Here is an 18444-nt window from a genome sequence, read left to right as displayed (position 1 = left end):
TTTTTGTTTGGATCAGGCGCCCGCTGCCTGAAGCGGCACGCAGGCAGCGCAGATGGCTGCGGCATGCCTGTGATCGGTGCCGCAGCAGCCGCCGAGCAGTTGCATGCGCGGGAATGCCCGCCTGAGCGCCACATAACGGCGGCCGAGATCGGCGGGATCGCCGCTGTCGAGCGCCTCGGACTCATTGAGCTCGGCATGACTCTTGGCCGACGCATTGGCCCTGACGCCATGAATGCGTTCGACCCATGGCTCGCCAGCTTCGAGGGCACTCTCGAAATGGGTCGGATGAGCGCAGTTGATCAGGAAATATTCGCAGGCGCTTTCCGTTGCACGATCGACGATTTCGATCGCCTCCCGCAGGGTCTCTCCCCGGACCAGGCAGCCGTCAGTTTCGACCGTGAAGGAGATGGCAACCGGGATCGCGTGCATCTTTGCAGCACGCACCACGCCGATGGCTTCATTGATGCTGTTCAGCGTGAACGCGGTGACCATGTCGGCGCCGGCCTCGGCGAAGGAGGCGATCTGGGACGAATGATAGTCCATCGCCTCCGTCGCATCCATGTTGCCGGCCTTGTAGCCGTCGCCCCGCGGACCGATCGCACCGTTGATCACACAGGGCAGGCCGGAGGCCTCCCATGTGCCGCGCAATTCCTCAAGAAAACGAATTGCCCGCATGTTGATGGCCCTGAGCGCGTCCATATCGTAGCCGAGCTTGACACCCCAATCAGGATTGGCGCGCCAGGTCGGACTGTCGAGCACGAAGCCGAGCCCATGCTGACGCGCGATCGCAAGATAGGCCTCGTAATACTGCCTCAGATGCGAGCGGCCGGCCTCGCTCTCGAGCAACACGAAGGCAGCGAAGTGAGGAAGCTCCAGACCTTTGTGAAAGATCAGGGTGGTCTCCATGCCGCCGTCGGTCAGGAAGATGCCGCCGCGGCGCTGAGGCAGATTGTCTCTGTACTTCGCCATTGGTCGCTCCGTCGCTGCGAGGCCCCACTCATTCGGTCGTTTCAACCTCCTTCCGGTCTCATGCGAGATGGTGCCGCATAATGTCGCGCGGTACGCGACGCTCCTACTGCGCTGCGGCGAGTCCAAGCGCATCGACCATCACGCGAAACACCTCGGTGTTGTCCATCGAGCCGTGCACGCGCTCGCTGCCCGGCCCGATCGCCGTCAGGATGACGTCTTCGCCCGAATGCACGCTGGCGCCGATCATCGCCGACAGATTGCCCGGGCGCAGCACCGCGCCGGGGACGTCCTTGTATTTGTCGTTGGCCTTGAAGGTCCCGTCGTCACCGGCCTTGACGGTCGGCTCGTTGGGATTGTCGAGTTTCGGCCGTAACGTCTCGTAGTGATCGGGCAGGCTGGCCGAGAAGATGGCGAGCCGGCGGCTCACATCAACGCGTGACGGATAGCCCTCCGCATCCGGCGCCGGATAATTGGGAAATCCGGCCTGTTCGTAGACGCCGACGCGCTCGCGCAAGGGAACGTTGGGCGTCGTGCCCATATCGTCATTCACCGTGCCGACAAGGCTGTTGGGATGATTGTGGTCCGCCAGGACCAGGATGAGGGTGTCGTCGCCGCGCGCCCGTGCCCATTCGCGCGTCTGGCGCACCGCGTTGTCGAGCATGATCGTGTCGTAGACCGCCCGCTCCATGTCGAGCAGGTGCGCATATTTGTCGATCAGTCCGGATTCGACCATCAGGAAGAAGCCGGTCTCGTTCTTCGAGAGGATGTTCAGCGCCGCCTGCACCTGTTCCGTCAAATCAGGCTGCTCGGGAAATTTCTTCACGCCGCCGCCTTTGAGGAATTTTCGGTCGAGCACGCCGTCCATGTTGCCGGTCGCGAACAGGCCGAGCAGCTTGCTTGTCTCCGGCTTTGCGGCAGAAGCGCCGAGCTCGCTCGCAGTCGTCGCGACCTGATAGCCTGCGTCGCGGAACTTCGCGATGCAGTCGGCCTCGTCCTTGCGTTTGGAGCCGGCCGCGGACTTCGGCAGAAAATTCGCGCTGCCACCGCCCATCAGCACGTCCGGCTTCGCCGCGAAGAACTGCTCGACGATCTCGTCATAGGCGGCGCGCCGGCGGGTGTGCGCAACCATCGCGGCCGGTGTTGCGTCTTCGATCTCGGTGTTGGTGACGACACCGATCGCCATGCCGTGCCGCCGCCTGGCAAGACTCGTGATGGTTTCGACGCGGGGATCGTCGAACGGGCTAGCGGTGCGGTCCGCATAGACGCCCAGGGCGTTGACGGCGCTCTTGTGACCGGTCGCATAGGCGCTGGCCGAGTTGGCGGAGTCCGTGATGATCGAGTCCGAACCGGCGGTTGCCACCAGCGCCATGTGGGGCATGTCGTCGATCGCGAGCTTGCCGCGGCTCTTGCCTTCCGCAATCCCCTTCGACAGGATTCGCGCCGCGACCCGATGCGCCGGCGACATGCCGTCGCCGATGAACAGGATGACGTTCTTCGCCTTGCGCGGACCCGTGTCGTAAACCGTCCATGCGACGCTGCGCTGCTGCGTGCCGTCGCTCACATCCACCGTGACGATGCCGGGCTTGGTCAGCGTGACATCGCGCAAAATCAGCGCCGACTGGTCCTTGCCGTCCTCGCGATCGATGAAGGTCCCGCTACGTCCGAACGCGACAGCATAGTCCGCGCCGTTCACGGTCACCTTCAGCCTGGCCGGATCGACCGGCCCGGGAAACTCGACCTTGAAGTCGAACCGGGCGCCGGCCAGGATCTCGGCACGATCGATCGGATAGATCGTCTGCGCCGACAGCGACGTTGTCCAACAGAGGACGATGAGTGAGGCGAGTGCCGATCCCTTGACCATGCGCGATGCTCCGCAATCCGTTCCCAACAGGAACGGAAAGCTAGCGATCGAGAATGACACCGTCATTAAGTCGCGCGTCGCCCGGTCGGGCGACAAAAGGCCTCAGCCCAAAAAGGCCTCAGCTCTTGTCGTTCTCCAGCCGGAAGATCTGCGAGCCTTCGCTGCCCGACAGCAGGCCGGTATCCGTGTAGAGCTTCAGCTTGGTACGGGTGTCCGCGATGTCGAGATTGCGCATGGTGAGCTGGCCGATGCGGTCGGCCGGCGTGAATGCTGCGTCTTCCACCTTCTCCATGCTGAGCCGCTCCGGCGCATAGGTGAGGTTCGGGCTCTCGGTGTTGAGGATCGAATAGTCGTTACCGCGGCGCAGCTCCAGCGTCACCTCGCCGGTCACGGCGCGCGCGACCCAGCGCTGCGCGGTCTCGCGCAGCATCAGCGCCTGCGAATCGAACCAGCGGCCCTGATAGAGCAAGCGGCCGAGGCGCATGCCGCTGATGCGGTACTGCTCGATGGTGTCCTCGTTGTGGATGCCGGTGACGAGGCGCTCATAAGCGATGTGCAGCAGCGCCATGCCGGGCGCCTCGTAGATGCCGCGGCTCTTCGCCTCGATGATGCGGTTCTCGATCTGGTCGCTCATGCCGAGGCCGTGACGGCCGCCGATCGCATTGGCCTCGAGGAACAGGGCGACGGGATCGCTGAAGGTCTGGCCGTTCAGCGCCGTGGGCTGGCCTTCCTCGAAACGCACGACGACCTTCTCGGCCTTGACGTTGCAGTCGTCACGCCAGAACGGCACGCCCATGATGGGGTTGACGATCTTGATGCCGCTGTCGAGGCTTTCGAGATCCTTCGCTTCGTGCGTGGCGCCGAGCAGGTTGCTGTCGGTCGAGTACGCCTTCTCCGCGCTCATCTTGTAGGCAAAGCCCTGCGCGGTCATGAACGCCGACATTTCGGCGCGGCCGCCGAGCTCGTCGATGAACTGCTGATCGAGCCAGGGCTTGTAGATGCGCAAGGATGGATTGGTCAGCAGGCCGTAGCGGTAGAAGCGCTCGATGTCGTTGCCCTTGAAGGTCGAGCCGTCGCCCCAGATGTTGACGCCGTCCTCCTTCATCGCCGCGACCAGCATCGTGCCGGTGACGGCGCGCCCGAGCGGCGTGGTGTTGAAATAGGTGATGCCGCCGGTCGAGATGTGGAAGGCGCCCGACTGGATCGCGGCGATGCCCTCGTGGACGAGCTGCGTGCGGCAGTCGACGAGCACGGCCTTCTCGGCGCCGAACGCTTCCGCCTTGCGCGGGATCTCGTTGTAGTCGGCTTCATCGGGCTGGCCGAGATTGGCCGTGTAGGCGTAGCAGCGCGCGCCCTTCTGCTTCATCCAGAGCAGCGCCGCGCTGGTATCGAGACCGCCCGAAAACGCGATGCCGACTTTCTCACCCTTGGGCAGGCTTTTCAGGATCGTGGTCATGGGGCTTCCAATCGGGTCTCAAGGGGCTGATGGCGTTTGTGGGTTGACCGCGCGAATATCAAATTTCGCACGCCTCGGCACGCTTTTAATGGCTCAAATCGACGGCTCGGGGCCTGTCTTGCGGCCGAACAAGCGCTGGCGGAGCCGGTAGGCGGGCATGTTCAGCCGGGTCAGGGCGGCATCGACCGCCTCGTCCGAGAACCGGGTCCGCGGCCAGCGGTAAATCAGCGCGTAGGCGAACCAGATCACGACGAAGGTGACGAGGCCGGCGATCGAGACGTCCGTGAAGAAGTGGCCGCCGAAGGCCATCCGCAGCCCGCTGGTGACCATGCCGAACACAACCGCACCGGCATAGGCGAGCGGCCGCCATGCCGGCGGCGCCAGCGCAGCCGGCGCCAGCGTCCAGAACGCGGTCGCACCCTCGCCCGAGAAGAACGAGCAGTTGCGCGCGCAATCGCCGCGCGGATCCCACCACGGCACGAATTGCTGGTCGCCCGCAAACTCAGTCACCACCACTGGACGCGGCCGGCCCCAATAGGTCTTGAAGGTGAGATTGGTGAGGATGCCGGCCGACATGATGATGGTGACCAGCAGAAACACGATCGCGCGCCCCGATACCATCAGCGGCCGGTCGGGTCGGATCATCTTGACCACAAGCGCGACCAGCGGCGGCAGCACGAATGCCCAGGCGACCCACATGGCGGCGTCGCGCGCGACGCCCGCCCACTCATTCAGCTTGAGCGGAAACGTCTTCGTCTCGGGGTCGAAGAACAGTGCGGCGAGCTTGAGATCGAGCTCGGGATAGAGGCCGAAAACGACGCCGATCACGAGCCACAGCGCCAGGGCGATGAAGAGTCCAGTCCGGTTCATGGCGCGCGGTTTAGCGGAGTGGGGAGGAGATGAAAACCCCGGAAGCGGCGCGACTCATCGCGCATCCGGCCGCGAATTCGACGGCAGCGGCGGAGGCGGCTTGTGCGGGGGCGGCGGATTGCGCCAGGCGCCGGCGTTACGGCCGGCAATCAGCCAGTAGACCACGCCGGAGACGATGCCCGCGCCCGTCATGATCTCCAGATGCCGCCGCACGATGCCTTCGAACTGGAGCGTATCGGAGTGGAAGGGGATGAGGCCGAGATAGCAGGCTAGGCCAACTACGCCGCCACCCACGGCATAAGCGAGCGCGCTGCGGATATAGAGCGCTTCGGTGATCGCGACGATCACCGCCGCCGGAACCAGCGCAAAGCCCGAGACGAAGATGAAGCCGAAGCCGAGCAGAATGTCGATCGCGCCCTGGTCGACCGGACCGGCGCCGAGATCGGCAAACTCCGGAAACAGCAGCGCGACGACGACGATCATGCCGCCGACGAAGCAGGCGGCGAGGAAGCCGATGAAGATGACGATGAGGCGGCCGATCAGGGACATGACGGGAAAGCTCACCTCGCCGTCATTGCGAGGAGCCACCCGGTCCCGCCTTCGGCGGGCCGGATGACAGGCTCCACGACGAAGCAATCCAGACTGTCTCCGCGGAGGGAATCTGGATTGCTTCGCTGCGCTCGCAATGACGAGGATGCGAGAGCGAAGGCATGAACTATCAATCCGTCATCGCCATGGCGCGCAGCATCTGACGTTCGCGGGCCGAGAGCTTCTCGGTCTCCGACTTGAGCTGGCCGCAGGCGGCGAGGATGTCGCGGCCGCGCGGGGTGCGCACCGGCGAGGAATAGCCGGCGTTGAAGATGTATTCGGAGAATTTCTCGATCTGATCCCAGTCCGAACATTCATAGGCCGTGCCGGGCCAGGGATTGAACGGGATCAGGTTGATCTTGGCGTGAATGCCCTTGAGCAGCTTCACCAGCAGTTTCGCATCGTCGAGCGAATCGTTGACGCCCTTGAGCATCACATATTCGAAGGTGATGCGGCGTGCGTTGGAGGCGCCGGGATAGTCGCGGCAGGCCTGCAACAGCTCCTTGATCGGATATTTGCGGTTGAGCGGCACCAGCTCGTTGCGCAGCTCGTCGCGCACCGCATGCAGCGAGATCGCGAGCATCACGCCGATCTCGTCGCCCGCGCGCACGATGTTCGGCACCACGCCCGAGGTCGACAGCGTGATGCGGCGACGGGAGATGCCGATGCCTTCATTGTCTCCGACGATGAGCAGCGCGTCGCGCACCGCGTCGAAATTGTAGAGCGGCTCGCCCATGCCCATCATCACGATGTTGGTGACGCGGCGCGTGCCGTCCTCGCGATCTGCCCAGTCATTGAGGCGGTCGCGCGCGACCATCACCTGTCCGACGATCTCGCCGGCGGTGAGGTTGCGCACCAGCCGCTGCGTGCCGGTGTGACAGAAGGAGCAGTTCAGCGTGCAGCCGACCTGGGAGGAAACACAAAGCGTGCCGCGATCGGTCTCGGGGATGTAGACGCACTCGACTTCATGCGCGCGCTCGACGTTGTCGCCGCTCGGCAGCCGCAGCAGCCATTTGCGGGTGCCGTCGTTGGAGATCTGCTCGGCCACGACTTCGGGACGGTCGACCGTAAAATGCTGCGCGAGCTCGGCGCGAATGCCCTTCGAGATCGACGTCATATCGTCGAAGCTTTGGGCGCCGCGGAAATAGAGCCAGTGCCACAGCTGCTGGACGCGCATCTTGCGCTGCGCGGGCGCGACGCCGATCTCGCCGAGGCGGTCGGCAAGCTCGCTGCGCGACAGGCCGATCAGCGAGGGCCTGGCCGGCGGCACATAGGTTTCGAGCGGAGTCTTCTCCACCAGGATTGCGTTGTGCGGCTCGGTCGTCGGTTGCATTGGTTGCCTGATATCTCTCGTCATGGCCGGGCTTGTCCCGGGCATCCACGTTCTATTCCGCCCGTTGCTAGCGCGTGGATGGCCGGGACATCTGGTGCGAAGACGCGCTTCGCGCTTTAGCCCGGCCGTGACGGCTACACCTTTGGGATACCCTTATATAGCAACCGGAACCGCCGATTGCGACCGTGATGCCGCCCTCAGGCTTAACGCCGGCAGTCCGCAGTCCTACCGCCTGCAATCCTGGGCGATCCGGTCGAGCGCCTGGGCGAGGCCCTTCAGCGAAAACGTATCGGTCGTCTCCGTTCCCTTGGCCGAGACACCCTTGACCACGAGATCGGCGGATTTGCGCATGGCCTCGACCATCCGCTCTTCCTCGGCCGCGTTCTTGATCCAGAGGCCGTCGCCCTGCGTGTACATCGCGAAAGCGGCGCCGCCGACCTCGACCGAGGATTCCGAGCCCGGCTTCAGCGCATAGCCGATCATGACAGAGACTTCGTTGTTCACCTTTTCCGCCGGCCGGGTCGAAACGAAGGCATAGGCGGGATCGCGCGGGCGGTTCGGCGGGTTGGTCTTCGACGACGACGGCTTGGCCAGCGCGAAGCAGACCTTCTTGCCGTTGGGCGTGGCCGAATAGGCGCCCCAGGTGCCGAACTGGCCGATCAGGGTCGGCTCCGCACCGCCCGCAACCGCCGTGGCTGGAGCCACCGGCTTGCTCTCGGGCTTTGCTGCGGTCTTTGGGGCTGTATTGGCCGCCGGTGCAGCCGCCTTTGGCGCGGCTTTGGGCGCCGGTTGCGCCGTCTGCGCCCGCGCGGAATCGGTGATTCCCACGGCCATAACGCCCGTCATCAAGGCTAAAATCAGCACCCGCCACATGCTGGAGTGGTTCCCTCAATATTGTGACTGGAAGATGGCCCGGCCGCGCTTTGTCCCCCGGCAGGGATAACCGGGAAAGTCCAACTTGGGAAGGCAGTTAGCGGCTTAGCCTTTGGATCGCGCAGCCCGCTGCTCGGCCCATTGGGCGTCGGTCCAGCGCAACAAATCCTCGGCGCCGGAGCTGCGCAAATGGGCGCCACCGTCGATCACGACCATCTCGCCATTGATGTAACCGGCACGGTCCGAGACCAGGAAGCTGGCGAGGTCGGCGAGTTCACTGTGCTCGCCGGTACGCCCCATCGGGTTCCGGGCGGTCCAGCCTTCGTCGCGGCCCTCAGGACGGAGCTGCCCCGAGGCGCCCGCGGTCGGGAACGGGCCCGGGGCGATCGCGACGGTGCGGATGCCCTTCGGGCCCCACTCGACCGCGAGACTCCTGGTCATCGCCAGCACCGCCGACTTCGCCATCGCCGAGGGAACCGTGAAGGCGCGGCCGGTGATGGTGGAGGTCGAGAGGATCGAGAGCACGACACCGCCATGCTTGCCGTCGATCCAGCGCTTGCCGGCGGCGAGCGTGCAATACATCGCGCCATGCAGCGTCGGTGCGAGGATCGCGTCCGCGGCGCGAAACGACAGATGCTCGCTCTGCGCGATGAAGGTTGCGGCAGCGTTGTTGACGAGAATGTCGAGCGGCGCCTCGCGCCAGATCGCGTCCATCATATCGTCGACGGCGCCACCGTCACGGATGTCGCAGGCGATCGTGATGACCTTGCCGCCGGTCTGCGCGCGCATCTCGCTCGCCGTTGCTTCCAGCCGGTCGAGCTTGCGACCACAGATCACGAGCTCGGCGCCGAGCGCGAGAAAGCGGTGCCCCATCGCGGCGCCGAGGCCGGAGCCGCCGCCGGTGACGAGGATGCGCTTGTCCCTGAGCAGATCTGCTTCAAACATCGTTTGAACCCTCTTTTTCTTCTTGCTTCGTCATTGCGAGCGCAGCGAAGCAATCCAGACTATTTCCGCAGGACGGATTCTGGATTGCTTCGCTGCGCTCGCAATGACGCGAGGATAGGCCTGCGCATGCTCTTGCGCAAAGAAACCGGATTGTCGGACCGCACTAAATCCGGCAGAAACGGACCAACTATAATTCCGCCTCGAAACGCCCAGTATTCTCAAGAAGGTGCCGCCATGAAAGCCATCCTCTGCTCGCAATATTGCCAGCCCGATGATCTCGTGCTTGCCGACGTGCCGGATCCGGTGGCAGGTCCCGGCGAAGCGGTGATCGCGATTAAGGCGGCGGCGCTGAACTTCTTCGACATCCTGATGATTCAGGGCAAGTACCAGATCAAGCCACCGTTCCCGTTCTCGCCCGCCGCCGAAGTCGCCGGCGTGATCGAGAGCATCGGTCCCGGCGTGACTGATCTGAAGGTCGGCGATCGCGTCGTCGCGTCTTGCGGCCACAACGGCGCGCGCGAAAAGATCGCGCTGCCGGCGGCATCGATCGTGAAGATTCCCGACAATCTCGACTATGACCGCGCGGCCGGCATCATCATCATCTACGGCACCGCGCTGCATGCGCTGGAAGACCGCGCGAGCCCGAAGCCGGGCGAGACGCTCGCGGTGCTGGGCGCAGCCGGCGGCACCGGCTTGGCTGCCTGCGAGCTCGGCAAGCTGATGGGCCTGAAGGTGATCGCCTGCGCCTCGTCGGACGAGAAGCTCGAATTCGCGAAAGCGCATGGCGCCGAGCTGACGCTCAACTACGGCAAGGAAGATCTGAAAGAAGGCCTGCGAAAACTCACCGGCGGCAAGGGCGTCGACATCATCTTCGATCCGGTTGGTGGCGCCTATGCCGAGCAGGCACTGCGCTCGATCGCCTGGGAAGGCCGCTTCCTGGTGATCGGTTTTGCCGCCGGCGACATTCCGAAGATGCCGCTGAACCTCGCGCTACTGAAGGGCTGCGACATCCGCGGCGTGTTCTGGGGTGCATGGACCCGGCTCAACCCGGCCAAGAACCGCGCCAATCTCGAGAAGCTCGTGAAGTGGACCGCGGAAGGAAAGATTTCCTCGCATGTCGACCGCACCTTCCCGCTGGCACAAACCGCCGACGCACTGAAGGTTCTGGCGGGACGCCAGGCCATGGGCAAGGTGATCCTGCATCCGTGATGGTGTGAGCCGCAGCGCTTGCCTGCCACACGCACTCGCCACATATGCGACCGTCGTCGCCCGCCTTCTGCGCAATTGCGTACTGAGGCGGGCGGTCCAGATTTCAGAGACGCCAGAGATTTCAGCCGAGACGCCGCGGCCCACTGGATGCCCCGGGGTCAAAGTCAGCGGAGTCTAGGAAAACCTTCCTCAACCATCACCGCCAAAATCGTGGTGCATTCCTCCGCTCCGCCTCAATCAAACCCAAATATTTCCTAATTCGCGCAAACCGTCGTCGTTTTTTGGGCTGATTCCAACTGCGTTTTACCGGTTCCATTTGCGGGACACTTTGGACAAAAGCAAGAAGACTTAAGCCGAATTGCCCCTGCGTTGCGTTAGTAATGGGGAGCATGACCATGGAGACGACGGCACATCGCCCGTCGAAGGAGTCGAAGGCGTTCGACTCCGATCGAGCCACATCACATCCGCCGACCGCGTCCTTTATCCGTGCGCGCGCCGCGCGGGCCGATCTTTCGCAGGACGATCCAATTCCACTCTTCCTGTCCGATCCGCTCGGTGCGCCGGACCCAGGCGAATATGCGCCCATTGAGGTGCGCTCCAGAATTGTCCCGCGCGTTCTCGCGGCCGTTCTGACGGCATCCACCCTGGCAATTCTGGTCACACTGTATCAGTCCGACTTTCGCGGCCTCTTCCCCGCCAATGCGGTTAGCTGGATGGGCATCGCGCCGGAGCAAGCCATGGCGTCGGCCAACACGCCGGCCATGACGCAGAGCTCGCTGAAGGATTCGGACCGCGCGACCAACACGCTGGCGAGCGCCGACACGCAGGTTCTCCCTGCACCGTCAACGCCGAGCCGCGAAGCGATCGCGACCGCCTATCAGACGGCGCTGCAAGCCCAGGCACCCATACCTGCGCCCGCACCCGTCGCGGCGCCGCCGGCGCCCACTCCGCCCGCCAAGACGCTAGCCAAGACGCTCGATGCCGACACGCTGGCCGGGCTGATGACACGCGCGAAAAGCCTGTTGAGGATCGGCGATATTGTTGCAGCCCGCCTGCTGCTCGAGCGCGCGGCCAATGCACAGGATGCAACGGCCGCGTTTCTGCTGGCGCAGACCTATGACCCGGCCGTGCTGGGCACCAGCGACGCGCGGAGCATCGCCGGCGACGCGACCGTCGCGCGTGACTGGTACCAGAAGGCCGCGGCACTCGGATCGGCGGAGGCGCGGCAGCGCCTCGCTCAGCTTCAGAACTAGAACTTTTCAGAGGGTATCATGCGTAACGCTTTGGGAATGGCGGTTGCCGCCATCATGACGATTTGCGCCTTCGCGGCACGCGCCGAGCAGACCGAATACGATCCGGCCAAGGTCTCGGACAGCCTGAAGGCCATCTTCCAGTTCGGCTCGACCTCCACCAAGCAGTCGCTGAACGCCAATACGGTCACGCTGATCACCGGCACGATCGGCGGCACCTACGTGCAGTTCGGCGCCGACCTCGCCTCCGTGCTCGACGACGGCAACAAGATCCGCGTGCTACCGATCGTCGGCCGCGGCTCGGTGCAGAGCGTCGCCGACATTCTGTTCCTGCAAGGCGTCGATCTCGGCATCGTGCGGGCGGATACGCTCGACTATCTCGAGCGCAAGGGCTTTGCCAAGGACATCAAGAAGCAGTTCACCTATGTGACCAAGCTCTACAATGAAGAGATGCAGGTGATCGCGCCGAAATCGGTCGCGACGCTGAAGGATCTCGAGGGCAAGAAGGTCAGCGTCGATCTGCCCAATGGCGGGACCTTCGTCACCGCGCTGACGGTGTTCGAGCGGCTCGGGATCAAGGCGAACTTCGTCTATGTCGAGCAGCGCATCGCGATGGAGAAGCTGAAAGCCGGCGAGATCGACGCCGTCATCGTGGTCGGCGGCAAGCCGTACAAGTCAGTGTCGACCTTCAGCAATGACGGCCGCTTCCACCTCGCGGGGGTCGACTATGCAAAGCCGCTGCAGAGCGACTATCTGCCGGCGACGCTGACCGCCAAGGACTATCCGAACCTGATCAAGGAAGGCGATACCGTGGACACCATCGCGGTGCCGGCGGTGCTCGCGGCCTACAACTGGGCGCCCAACACCGACCGTTACCGTAAGCTTGCGCTGTTCGTGGATGCGTTCTTCACGAAATTCCCGACCCTGCAGAACCCGCCTTTCCATCCCAAGTGGAAGGAAGTCTCGCTCCCGGCACCTCTGACGGGCTGGAACAGATTGCCGGTGGCGCAGCAATGGCTCGACAAGCACGGCGTCGAACCGGTGACCCGGGAGCGCTTCGAGGCGTTCCTCAAGCAGAACCCCGCGGCCCAGAAGGTGTCCGACGCAGACAGGGAAGCGCTGTTCAAGCAATTCCAGGCGTGGGACGCGGGGAACGCGCGGGCGGAGAAGAAGTAACGAGCGGCATTGCGGCCGATGGTGTCGCAAGCGGCACCCACACACTCGCTGTCATCGCCCGGCTTGACCGGGCGATCCAGTACTCCGTGACGTCAGTGATTGAATCGAGAGGCCGCGGCGTACTGGATTCCCCGCCTGCCGCCTACGCTAAAGCTTCGGCTGCCCTGGACCGCAACCCCGGCGAAGCCTTGGCGTAGCCGGGTCGCGGGGAATGACAGCGGTGGGCGTGGCTACGGCGTGTAGCCAACAACGCCTACTGCGCCGCCTCCGCACCATCCACCCCGCGCTTCAGCACGGCGCGGGCGGCCTCGCGGTGCTCCGTCGTGATGTGGCTGGCGACCATGCGGATGGCGGTGGCGAGCACGGCGGCGTCATCGGTGAAGCCGAGGATCGGCATCACGTCGGGGACGAAATCGAACGGCAGGATGAAATAGGCGATCGCTCCGAGCAGCGACGCCTGGACATGGCGCGGCGTCTGCCGGTCGAACGCACAGTAATAGGCCGCGAGCAGGTCTTCCGCGAACGGCAATTGCGCGGCGACACGCTTCAGCTTGCGCCAGAAACGGCGGCGCACGCTCTCATGATCCTCCGCGAGCCGATCGGCCGGCTCGAAGCCGACGCTGTGTTCGGCGGCCATGTTCGACAAACTCCCCGTTCAGCCAGGGGCGGCAGATGGCCGCATCTCCTGCTGATCACAACATGGGGATGCAGCCGATCCTCGCAAGGTGTCAGGTAGCTGTCAGCTTGGCGATCGTGTTCATCGTCCTGGCGAGCTCGATGTCGAGCTTGGTGACGCCGCCGGCGTCATGGGTCGACAGCACCACCTCCACCGTCTTGTAGACGTTGCGCCATTCGGGGTGGTGATCCATTTTCTCGGCAACCAGCGCCGCGCGGGTCATGAACCCGAACGCCTCGTTGAAATCCTTGAAGACAAAGGTCTTCCCGATGGCGTCGCGGCCCTGAACCTCGGTCCAGCCCGGTATGGCGCCCAGTGCCTGCTTGCGTGCTTCCGGCGTCAGCCGCTCTGCCATGATCGCCTCCATTTTCAGGGGAACTTTACCCTAACACCGTGCATATGGCCCTGGTTCAGACCGGATTTCGTCCATCCGCTAACCATGACGGAGATGTAACCCCGCGGGACAAGAAATTTGCTATGATTACAGGTGTAAATCGCCGGCAAAGATGAAACTGAGCCTCAAGCGCCTGTTTGGGAGATCGATGACCGGGGGATTGGACCTGGCCGAAGCGCCCACCCCGCCTTCGCCGCGATCAGCGGCGCGGAAGACGGCGCTCGTGTCTCTGGCGCTGGTGCTTGCGATCATCGGCGCGCTCGTCGGCGGATACTACTTCGCGATGCGGCCGGTGACGTTGAAGATCGCGGTCGGTCCGGCCAATAGCGACGACCTCAAGGTGGTGCAGGCGCTGACGCAGGCTTTCGCGCAGCACAAGAGCTTTGTGCGGCTACGCCCGATCCAGACCGACGGTGCCACCGCCAGCGCCGATGCGCTCGCGGAAAACAAGGTCGATCTCGCCATCGTGCGCGGCGACGTCGACGTGCCGAAGAACGCGCAAGCCGTCGCGACCCTGCGCAAGAACGTCGTGGTGCTGTGGTCCGTGCCCGGCAAGGGCAAGAAGAAGGGCGCGAAGATCACCAAGATCGCGCAGCTCGCCGGCCATCGCGTCGGGGTGATCGGCCGAACCCAGGCCAACGTCAATTTGCTCAAGGTGATCCTCCAGCAATACGGCGTCGATCCCGCCAAGGTCGAGGTCATACAGTTCCCGGCCAATGAAGCCGCCGAGGCGATCAAGGCCCAGAAGGCCGATGCCTATCTCGCGGCCGGCCCCGTCAACAGCAAGATCACGTCGGATGCGATCGCGGCTTCCGCCAAGGACAGCGGCACGCCGACCTTCCTCGCAATCGATTCCGCGGACGCGATCGCGCAAAACCATCCCGTCTACGAAGCATCGGAGATTCCCGCCGGCACCTATGGCGGCTCGCCCGATCGCCCCGATGACGAGGTCAAGACCATCAGCTTCTCGCACCACATCGTGGCGCGCAAAGGCGTGTCCGATACCACCATCGCGGCGTTCACGCGCCAGCTCTTCGCCGTGCGCCAGCAACTGGTGGCGGAATTCCCGATGGCGGCGAAGATCGAGACGCCCGACACCGACAAGGATGCGGTGATCCCCGTGCATCCGGGCGCCGCCGCCTTCGTCGACGGCGAGGAAAAGACCTTCCTCGACAAATACAGCGATTACATCTGGTGGACGCTGATGGCGCTCTCGGCGATGGGCTCGATCGGCGCCTGGTTCGCGGGCTACCTCAAGAAGGACGAGCGCGACAACAACAGCCATTTGCGCGACCGCCTGTTCGACTTGATCGCGGCGGCGCGCAAGAGCGAGACGACCGACGAGCTCGACCAGATGCAAACCGAGGCTGACGAAATCCTGCGCGACACGCTGCGCTGCTTCGATCACGGCGCGATCGAAGAGGGCGGGCTCACCGCCATCAACATCGTGCTCGACCAGTTCCACGCCGCCGTCGCCGACCGCAAGGCCGTGCTGTTTGCCATGCCGCAAAGCCTGCAGCGCGCAGGTGCGCAATTCAGGGCCGCCGGCAACGCGTAAACGCCTGCCGCGTTATTGCTGCGTCATACTGTCTCAGTATAGCTTTCGTTGTCATTCCGGAGCGCCTGCAGCGCGAGTCCGGAATCTCGAGATTCCGGGTCCGGTCCTTCGGACCGTCCCGGAATGACGACGCGAGATGCGCACGAGACAAAAAGCGAAGCCGCCATGAACATCAAATTCTCCCGCCGCCGCTTCCTCACCACCAGCGCCGGCGCACTCGGCGTGATCGCGATGCCCCATCTCTCGCGCGCGGCCGACCGGCCGGCGGTTACGCATGGTGTGCAGTCCGGCGACGTCACGGTCGACGGTGGCGTGGTCTGGGCGCGCGCTGACCGGCCATCGCAGATGCTGGTCGAGGTGGCCACGACCGAGTCCTTCAAGGATGTCCGCGCGCTGCCGCCGATCGCGGCGCTGCCGGAGAGCGACTTCACCGCGAAGATGCTGATCGAGAACCTGCCGGGCGGACAGGATATCTTCTATCGCGTCCGCTTTCGCGATCTCTCGCATACCGCGATCGAGGGCGAACCAGTGGTCGGCCGCTTCCGCACCGCGCCGGCCGACCGTCGCGACGTCAGCTTCGTCTGGGGCGGCGATGTCGCAGGGCAAGGCTGGGGCATCAATCCCGATGATGGCGGCATGTTCACCTTCTCCGCGATGCGCAAGCATCGCCCGGATTTCTTCCTGCATTCCGGCGACACGATCTATGCCGACGGTCCGATCGAATCCGAGGTGAAGCTCGCCGACGGCAAGACCTGGAAGAACGTCACCATCCCCGAGAAGGCCAAGGTCGCCGAGACGCTGGACGAGTATCGCGCCGCGCACAAATACAATCTCACCGACGACAACGTCCGCGCCTTCAATGCCGAAGTGCCGATCTTCGTGCAGTGGGACGACCATGAAGTGACCAACAACTGGTCGCTGTCGAAGGAGTTGCCGGCGTCCTACAAGGTGCGCGACATCTCCCTGCTCGCAGCCCGCGCCGGCCGCGCCTTTCACGAGATGTATCCGATGCGGGAGAGCATCGTTGAGCCGGGCCGCGTCTATCGCCAGATCTCCTACGGCCCGCATCTCGACGTGTTCGTGCTCGACGAGCGCAGCTATCGCGGCCCGAACGGCGCCAATCTCGAAACCGCTTACGGGCCCGCGAGCTATTTTCTCGGCCCGGACCAGATCGCCTGGCTCAAGCGCGGCCTTCTGAATTCGCGTGCGACTTGGAAGGTGATCGCCTCCGACATGCCTATCAGTCTCGTCGTATCGGACACGCCGAAGGGCGGATCGGAAGCCATTGCGCAGGGCGACGGCCCGGTGCGCGGCCGCGAGTTCGAGATCGCCGACATCCTGCGCTTCATCAAGATGGCGCCGATCAACAACACGGTGTGGCTGACCGCGGACGTGCACTACGCCGCCGCGCATTATTACGATCCGAACAAGGCGCAATTCCAGGAGTTCGAGCCGTTCTGGGAATTCGTCTCGGGCCCGCTGCATGCGGGCACCTTTGGTCCAAATGCGCTCGACAACACTTTTGGGCCCGAGGTGCGTTTCGTCAAAGCGCCGGGCAAGGACAACCAGAACCTGCCGCCGTCCGCAGGCATGCAGTTCTTCGGTCACGTCAAGATCGACGGCGCATCCGGCCAGATGACGGTGACCTTGCGCGACCGCGCCGACGTCGCGCTGTGGTCGACCACGCTCGATCCGAAATTTGCCTGAAGCCGGGAGAACGCCGACGGGCGATCAGGAGCCGCCCGAGCGCAGCGCGGCCTCCAGCGCTTCGCTCGAGCAGGGCTTTTGCAGCCGCGGCCGCGTCTTGAATTCGGGAGCGATCCGATCCTCGGCGCCGTAGCCCGTCACGAAGACGAAGGGAATCTGCGTAGCCGCCAGCCGGTCGGCGACGGCAAAGCTTTTCTCGCGGCCGAGCTCGACGTCGAGTAGCGCGAAATCCGGCGCGCGCGCTGCGATCGCCGCCAGCGCCTGCGCCACCGACCCCACGGTGCGCACGCTCCTCACGCCAAATCCGAGCAGGCGATCCTCGAAATCGATCGCAATGATCGGATCGTCCTCAACGATCAGAACATCGGCGGGCATGCCGGTCGAGCCGTCCGGGGGAGCAGGTATCATGATGGTGGATATCGAGGGCTGCATGTTCTTACCGATCGAGGACAGCCTCATCCCGACGCCTGCGCCCAGCGCATCGGAGGGTTCCCGGAACGAAACTCACCACAGAACAGTTTTCACGTCTGTCCACTTGTGCACACAGCCCATGATCGGACCTCGCTAGTGTTGAAAGGAGAGCAGGGGATTTACGATGGACGCGCGTATCAGCAAGACAACCGAAGTCGGTAGCCGGCCGGCCAACAATCTGCTGCGGCGCTTGAGTCCGGCTGACTACGCGCTGCTGGCACCGCACGTCACTCTGGACACCGCCGGGCCCAACGAGCTGCTCTACAGTCCCGGCGACGATGTCCAGGTCGTGCACTTTCCCTGCGGGCCGTCGCTCGCGACATTTCTCGTTCCCAATGAGGACGGCCGCGACGTCGAGACCATCCTGGTCGGCCGCGAAGGCGCAGTGGGCGGCATCGTCAGCGAGGGATTTTTGCCGGCCTATACCCGCATCTGCGTGAAATTCGGCGGACCATTCGCGCGCATTCACGTCGCCAAGCTGGAAGCTGCCAAGATGCGCTCGGCCTCGCTGCGCAACATCTTCGCCCGCTATGCCGACTGCATGCTGGCGCAGATGTTCCAGTCCACCGCCTGCAACGCCATCCACTCCATCGAACAGCGTACGGCCAAGTGGATCATCGCGGCGATGGAGCGGACCGGCGACGAGAGCAGCGTGCCGCTGACGCATGAGCAGCTCGCGACGCTGCTCGGGGTCGGCCGCAGCTATGCGAGCCGCGTGCTCCAGTCGTTCAAGGCGGAGGGCGTGCTCGATACAAGACGCGGCGCGATCCTGGTCCGCAATCTCGACGGCTTGCGCCTGCGCGCCTGCCTGTGCAACGACGCGGTGAAGATGCACTTCGAGGAGGTGCTGCGCGGGGTCTATCCGACCGAGGAGGCCAGCCCCGGCTCGGCGCAGGGCTGATCGAGGCCCCGTCCCCGAGCAAAGGCCGGTTTGGTGCTGAATTTACCCTAACCCCCGGAGATTCCCGGACAAAATTCAGTCAACCAATCAGCAAAGAACACATTGTTTTTTGGCGGTTTCTGCATATATTGCGCCGCAACGCGTAGGGTGCCTGGTCGAGATGGCCGGGCGGCCCTTTTTGGGCGGAAAGCGCCCGTTTCCAGTCTT

17 protein-coding genes are annotated in these 18444 nt (G+C 64.2%); 6 read left to right on the top strand and 11 right to left on the bottom strand.

All coding sequences use genetic code 11. The features are described from left to right. Positions 1–12: 12 nt before the first annotated feature. From AB7290_RS01715 to AB7290_RS01680, 8 genes are all read right to left on the bottom strand, one after another. Positions 13–969, bottom strand: a complete 957-nt coding sequence (locus AB7290_RS01715; protein ID WP_085402958.1) for a homocysteine S-methyltransferase family protein — start codon at positions 967–969, stop codon at positions 13–15. A gap of 103 nt (positions 970–1072) precedes the next feature. Further along, the gene (locus tag AB7290_RS01710) at positions 1073–2830 is read right to left on the bottom strand and encodes an alkaline phosphatase (protein ID WP_085402960.1); all 1758 of its coding nucleotides are present in this window, start codon (positions 2828–2830) and stop codon (positions 1073–1075) included. A 118-nt stretch (positions 2831–2948) separates the two neighbouring features. After that, the gene (gene argG, locus AB7290_RS01705; RefSeq protein ID WP_085402962.1) at positions 2949–4286 is read right to left on the bottom strand and encodes an argininosuccinate synthase; all 1338 of its coding nucleotides are present in this window, start codon (positions 4284–4286) and stop codon (positions 2949–2951) included. A gap of 93 nt (positions 4287–4379) precedes the next feature. Beyond that, positions 4380–5156: a phosphatase PAP2 family protein gene (locus tag AB7290_RS01700; RefSeq protein ID WP_085402964.1), complete on the bottom strand. Its 777-nt coding sequence runs from the start codon at positions 5154–5156 to the stop codon at positions 4380–4382. A 54-nt stretch (positions 5157–5210) separates the two neighbouring features. After that, positions 5211–5705, bottom strand: coding sequence for a hypothetical protein (locus tag AB7290_RS01695; protein ID WP_063980357.1), 495 nt, complete (start codon positions 5703–5705; stop codon positions 5211–5213). 169 nt (positions 5706–5874) lie between these two features. Further along, the gene (gene rlmN, locus AB7290_RS01690) at positions 5875–7077 is read right to left on the bottom strand and encodes a 23S rRNA (adenine(2503)-C(2))-methyltransferase RlmN (RefSeq protein ID WP_085402966.1); all 1203 of its coding nucleotides are present in this window, start codon (positions 7075–7077) and stop codon (positions 5875–5877) included. Positions 7078–7302: 225 nt separating this feature from the next. Further along, entirely contained in the window at positions 7303–7950 is a 648-nt protein-coding gene (locus AB7290_RS01685) for an invasion associated locus B family protein (RefSeq protein ID WP_085402968.1), read from the bottom strand. Between the two features lie 105 nt (positions 7951–8055). Then, positions 8056–8895 (bottom strand): SDR family oxidoreductase, encoded by an 840-nt coding sequence (locus AB7290_RS01680; protein WP_085402970.1) that lies wholly within the window; start codon positions 8893–8895, stop codon positions 8056–8058. A gap of 234 nt (positions 8896–9129) precedes the next feature. Here AB7290_RS01680 and AB7290_RS01675 point away from each other — a divergent pair, with 234 nt between their 5' ends. The 3 genes from AB7290_RS01675 (at position 9130) to AB7290_RS01665 (ending at position 12530) form a co-directional block, all read left to right on the top strand. Beyond that, positions 9130–10104: an NADPH:quinone oxidoreductase family protein gene (locus tag AB7290_RS01675; protein ID WP_014490699.1), complete on the top strand. Its 975-nt coding sequence runs from the start codon at positions 9130–9132 to the stop codon at positions 10102–10104. 395 nt (positions 10105–10499) lie between these two features. Beyond that, entirely contained in the window at positions 10500–11357 is an 858-nt protein-coding gene (locus AB7290_RS01670; RefSeq protein ID WP_085403100.1) for a hypothetical protein, read from the top strand. An 18-nt stretch (positions 11358–11375) separates the two neighbouring features. Beyond that, positions 11376–12530 (top strand): TAXI family TRAP transporter solute-binding subunit, encoded by a 1155-nt coding sequence (locus AB7290_RS01665; protein WP_085402972.1) that lies wholly within the window; start codon positions 11376–11378, stop codon positions 12528–12530. A 253-nt stretch (positions 12531–12783) separates the two neighbouring features. Here the strand turns inward: AB7290_RS01665 and AB7290_RS01660 are convergent, their stop codons facing one another. Both AB7290_RS01660 and AB7290_RS01655 read right to left on the bottom strand, forming a co-directional pair. Next, complete coding sequence (locus AB7290_RS01660; RefSeq protein ID WP_085402974.1) at positions 12784–13167, bottom strand: YkvA family protein; 384 nt, start codon at positions 13165–13167, stop codon at positions 12784–12786. Positions 13168–13258: 91 nt separating this feature from the next. Next, positions 13259–13561, bottom strand: coding sequence for a 4a-hydroxytetrahydrobiopterin dehydratase (locus AB7290_RS01655; protein ID WP_028152804.1), 303 nt, complete (start codon positions 13559–13561; stop codon positions 13259–13261). 151 nt (positions 13562–13712) lie between these two features. Between AB7290_RS01655 and AB7290_RS01650 the strand changes: the two genes are divergently transcribed. Beyond that, the gene (locus tag AB7290_RS01650; protein WP_085402976.1) at positions 13713–15158 is read left to right on the top strand and encodes a TAXI family TRAP transporter solute-binding subunit; all 1446 of its coding nucleotides are present in this window, start codon (positions 13713–13715) and stop codon (positions 15156–15158) included. A 165-nt stretch (positions 15159–15323) separates the two neighbouring features. Further along, positions 15324–16865 carry an alkaline phosphatase D family protein gene (locus AB7290_RS01645; protein ID WP_085403101.1) on the top strand — a complete coding sequence of 514 codons (1542 nt, stop codon included), beginning with the start codon at positions 15324–15326 and terminating at the stop codon, positions 16863–16865. Between the two features lie 24 nt (positions 16866–16889). Here the strand turns inward: AB7290_RS01645 and AB7290_RS01640 are convergent, their stop codons facing one another. Next, positions 16890–17324, bottom strand: coding sequence for a response regulator (locus AB7290_RS01640; protein ID WP_094184253.1), 435 nt, complete (start codon positions 17322–17324; stop codon positions 16890–16892). Between the two features lie 136 nt (positions 17325–17460). Here AB7290_RS01640 and AB7290_RS01635 point away from each other — a divergent pair, with 136 nt between their 5' ends. Continuing rightward, positions 17461–18237, top strand: coding sequence for a Crp/Fnr family transcriptional regulator (locus AB7290_RS01635; protein ID WP_085402978.1), 777 nt, complete (start codon positions 17461–17463; stop codon positions 18235–18237). Positions 18238–18444 lie beyond the last annotated feature (207 nt).

Origin of the sequence: Bradyrhizobium sp. 613_E4_N2_2 (assembly GCF_052075995.1) — a bacterium.
GTDB lineage: Bacteria > Pseudomonadota > Alphaproteobacteria > Rhizobiales > Xanthobacteraceae > Bradyrhizobium > Bradyrhizobium barranii.
The sequence above is the reverse complement of the archived record's forward strand: the minus strand, read 5'-3'. Positions and strand labels throughout refer to the sequence as shown.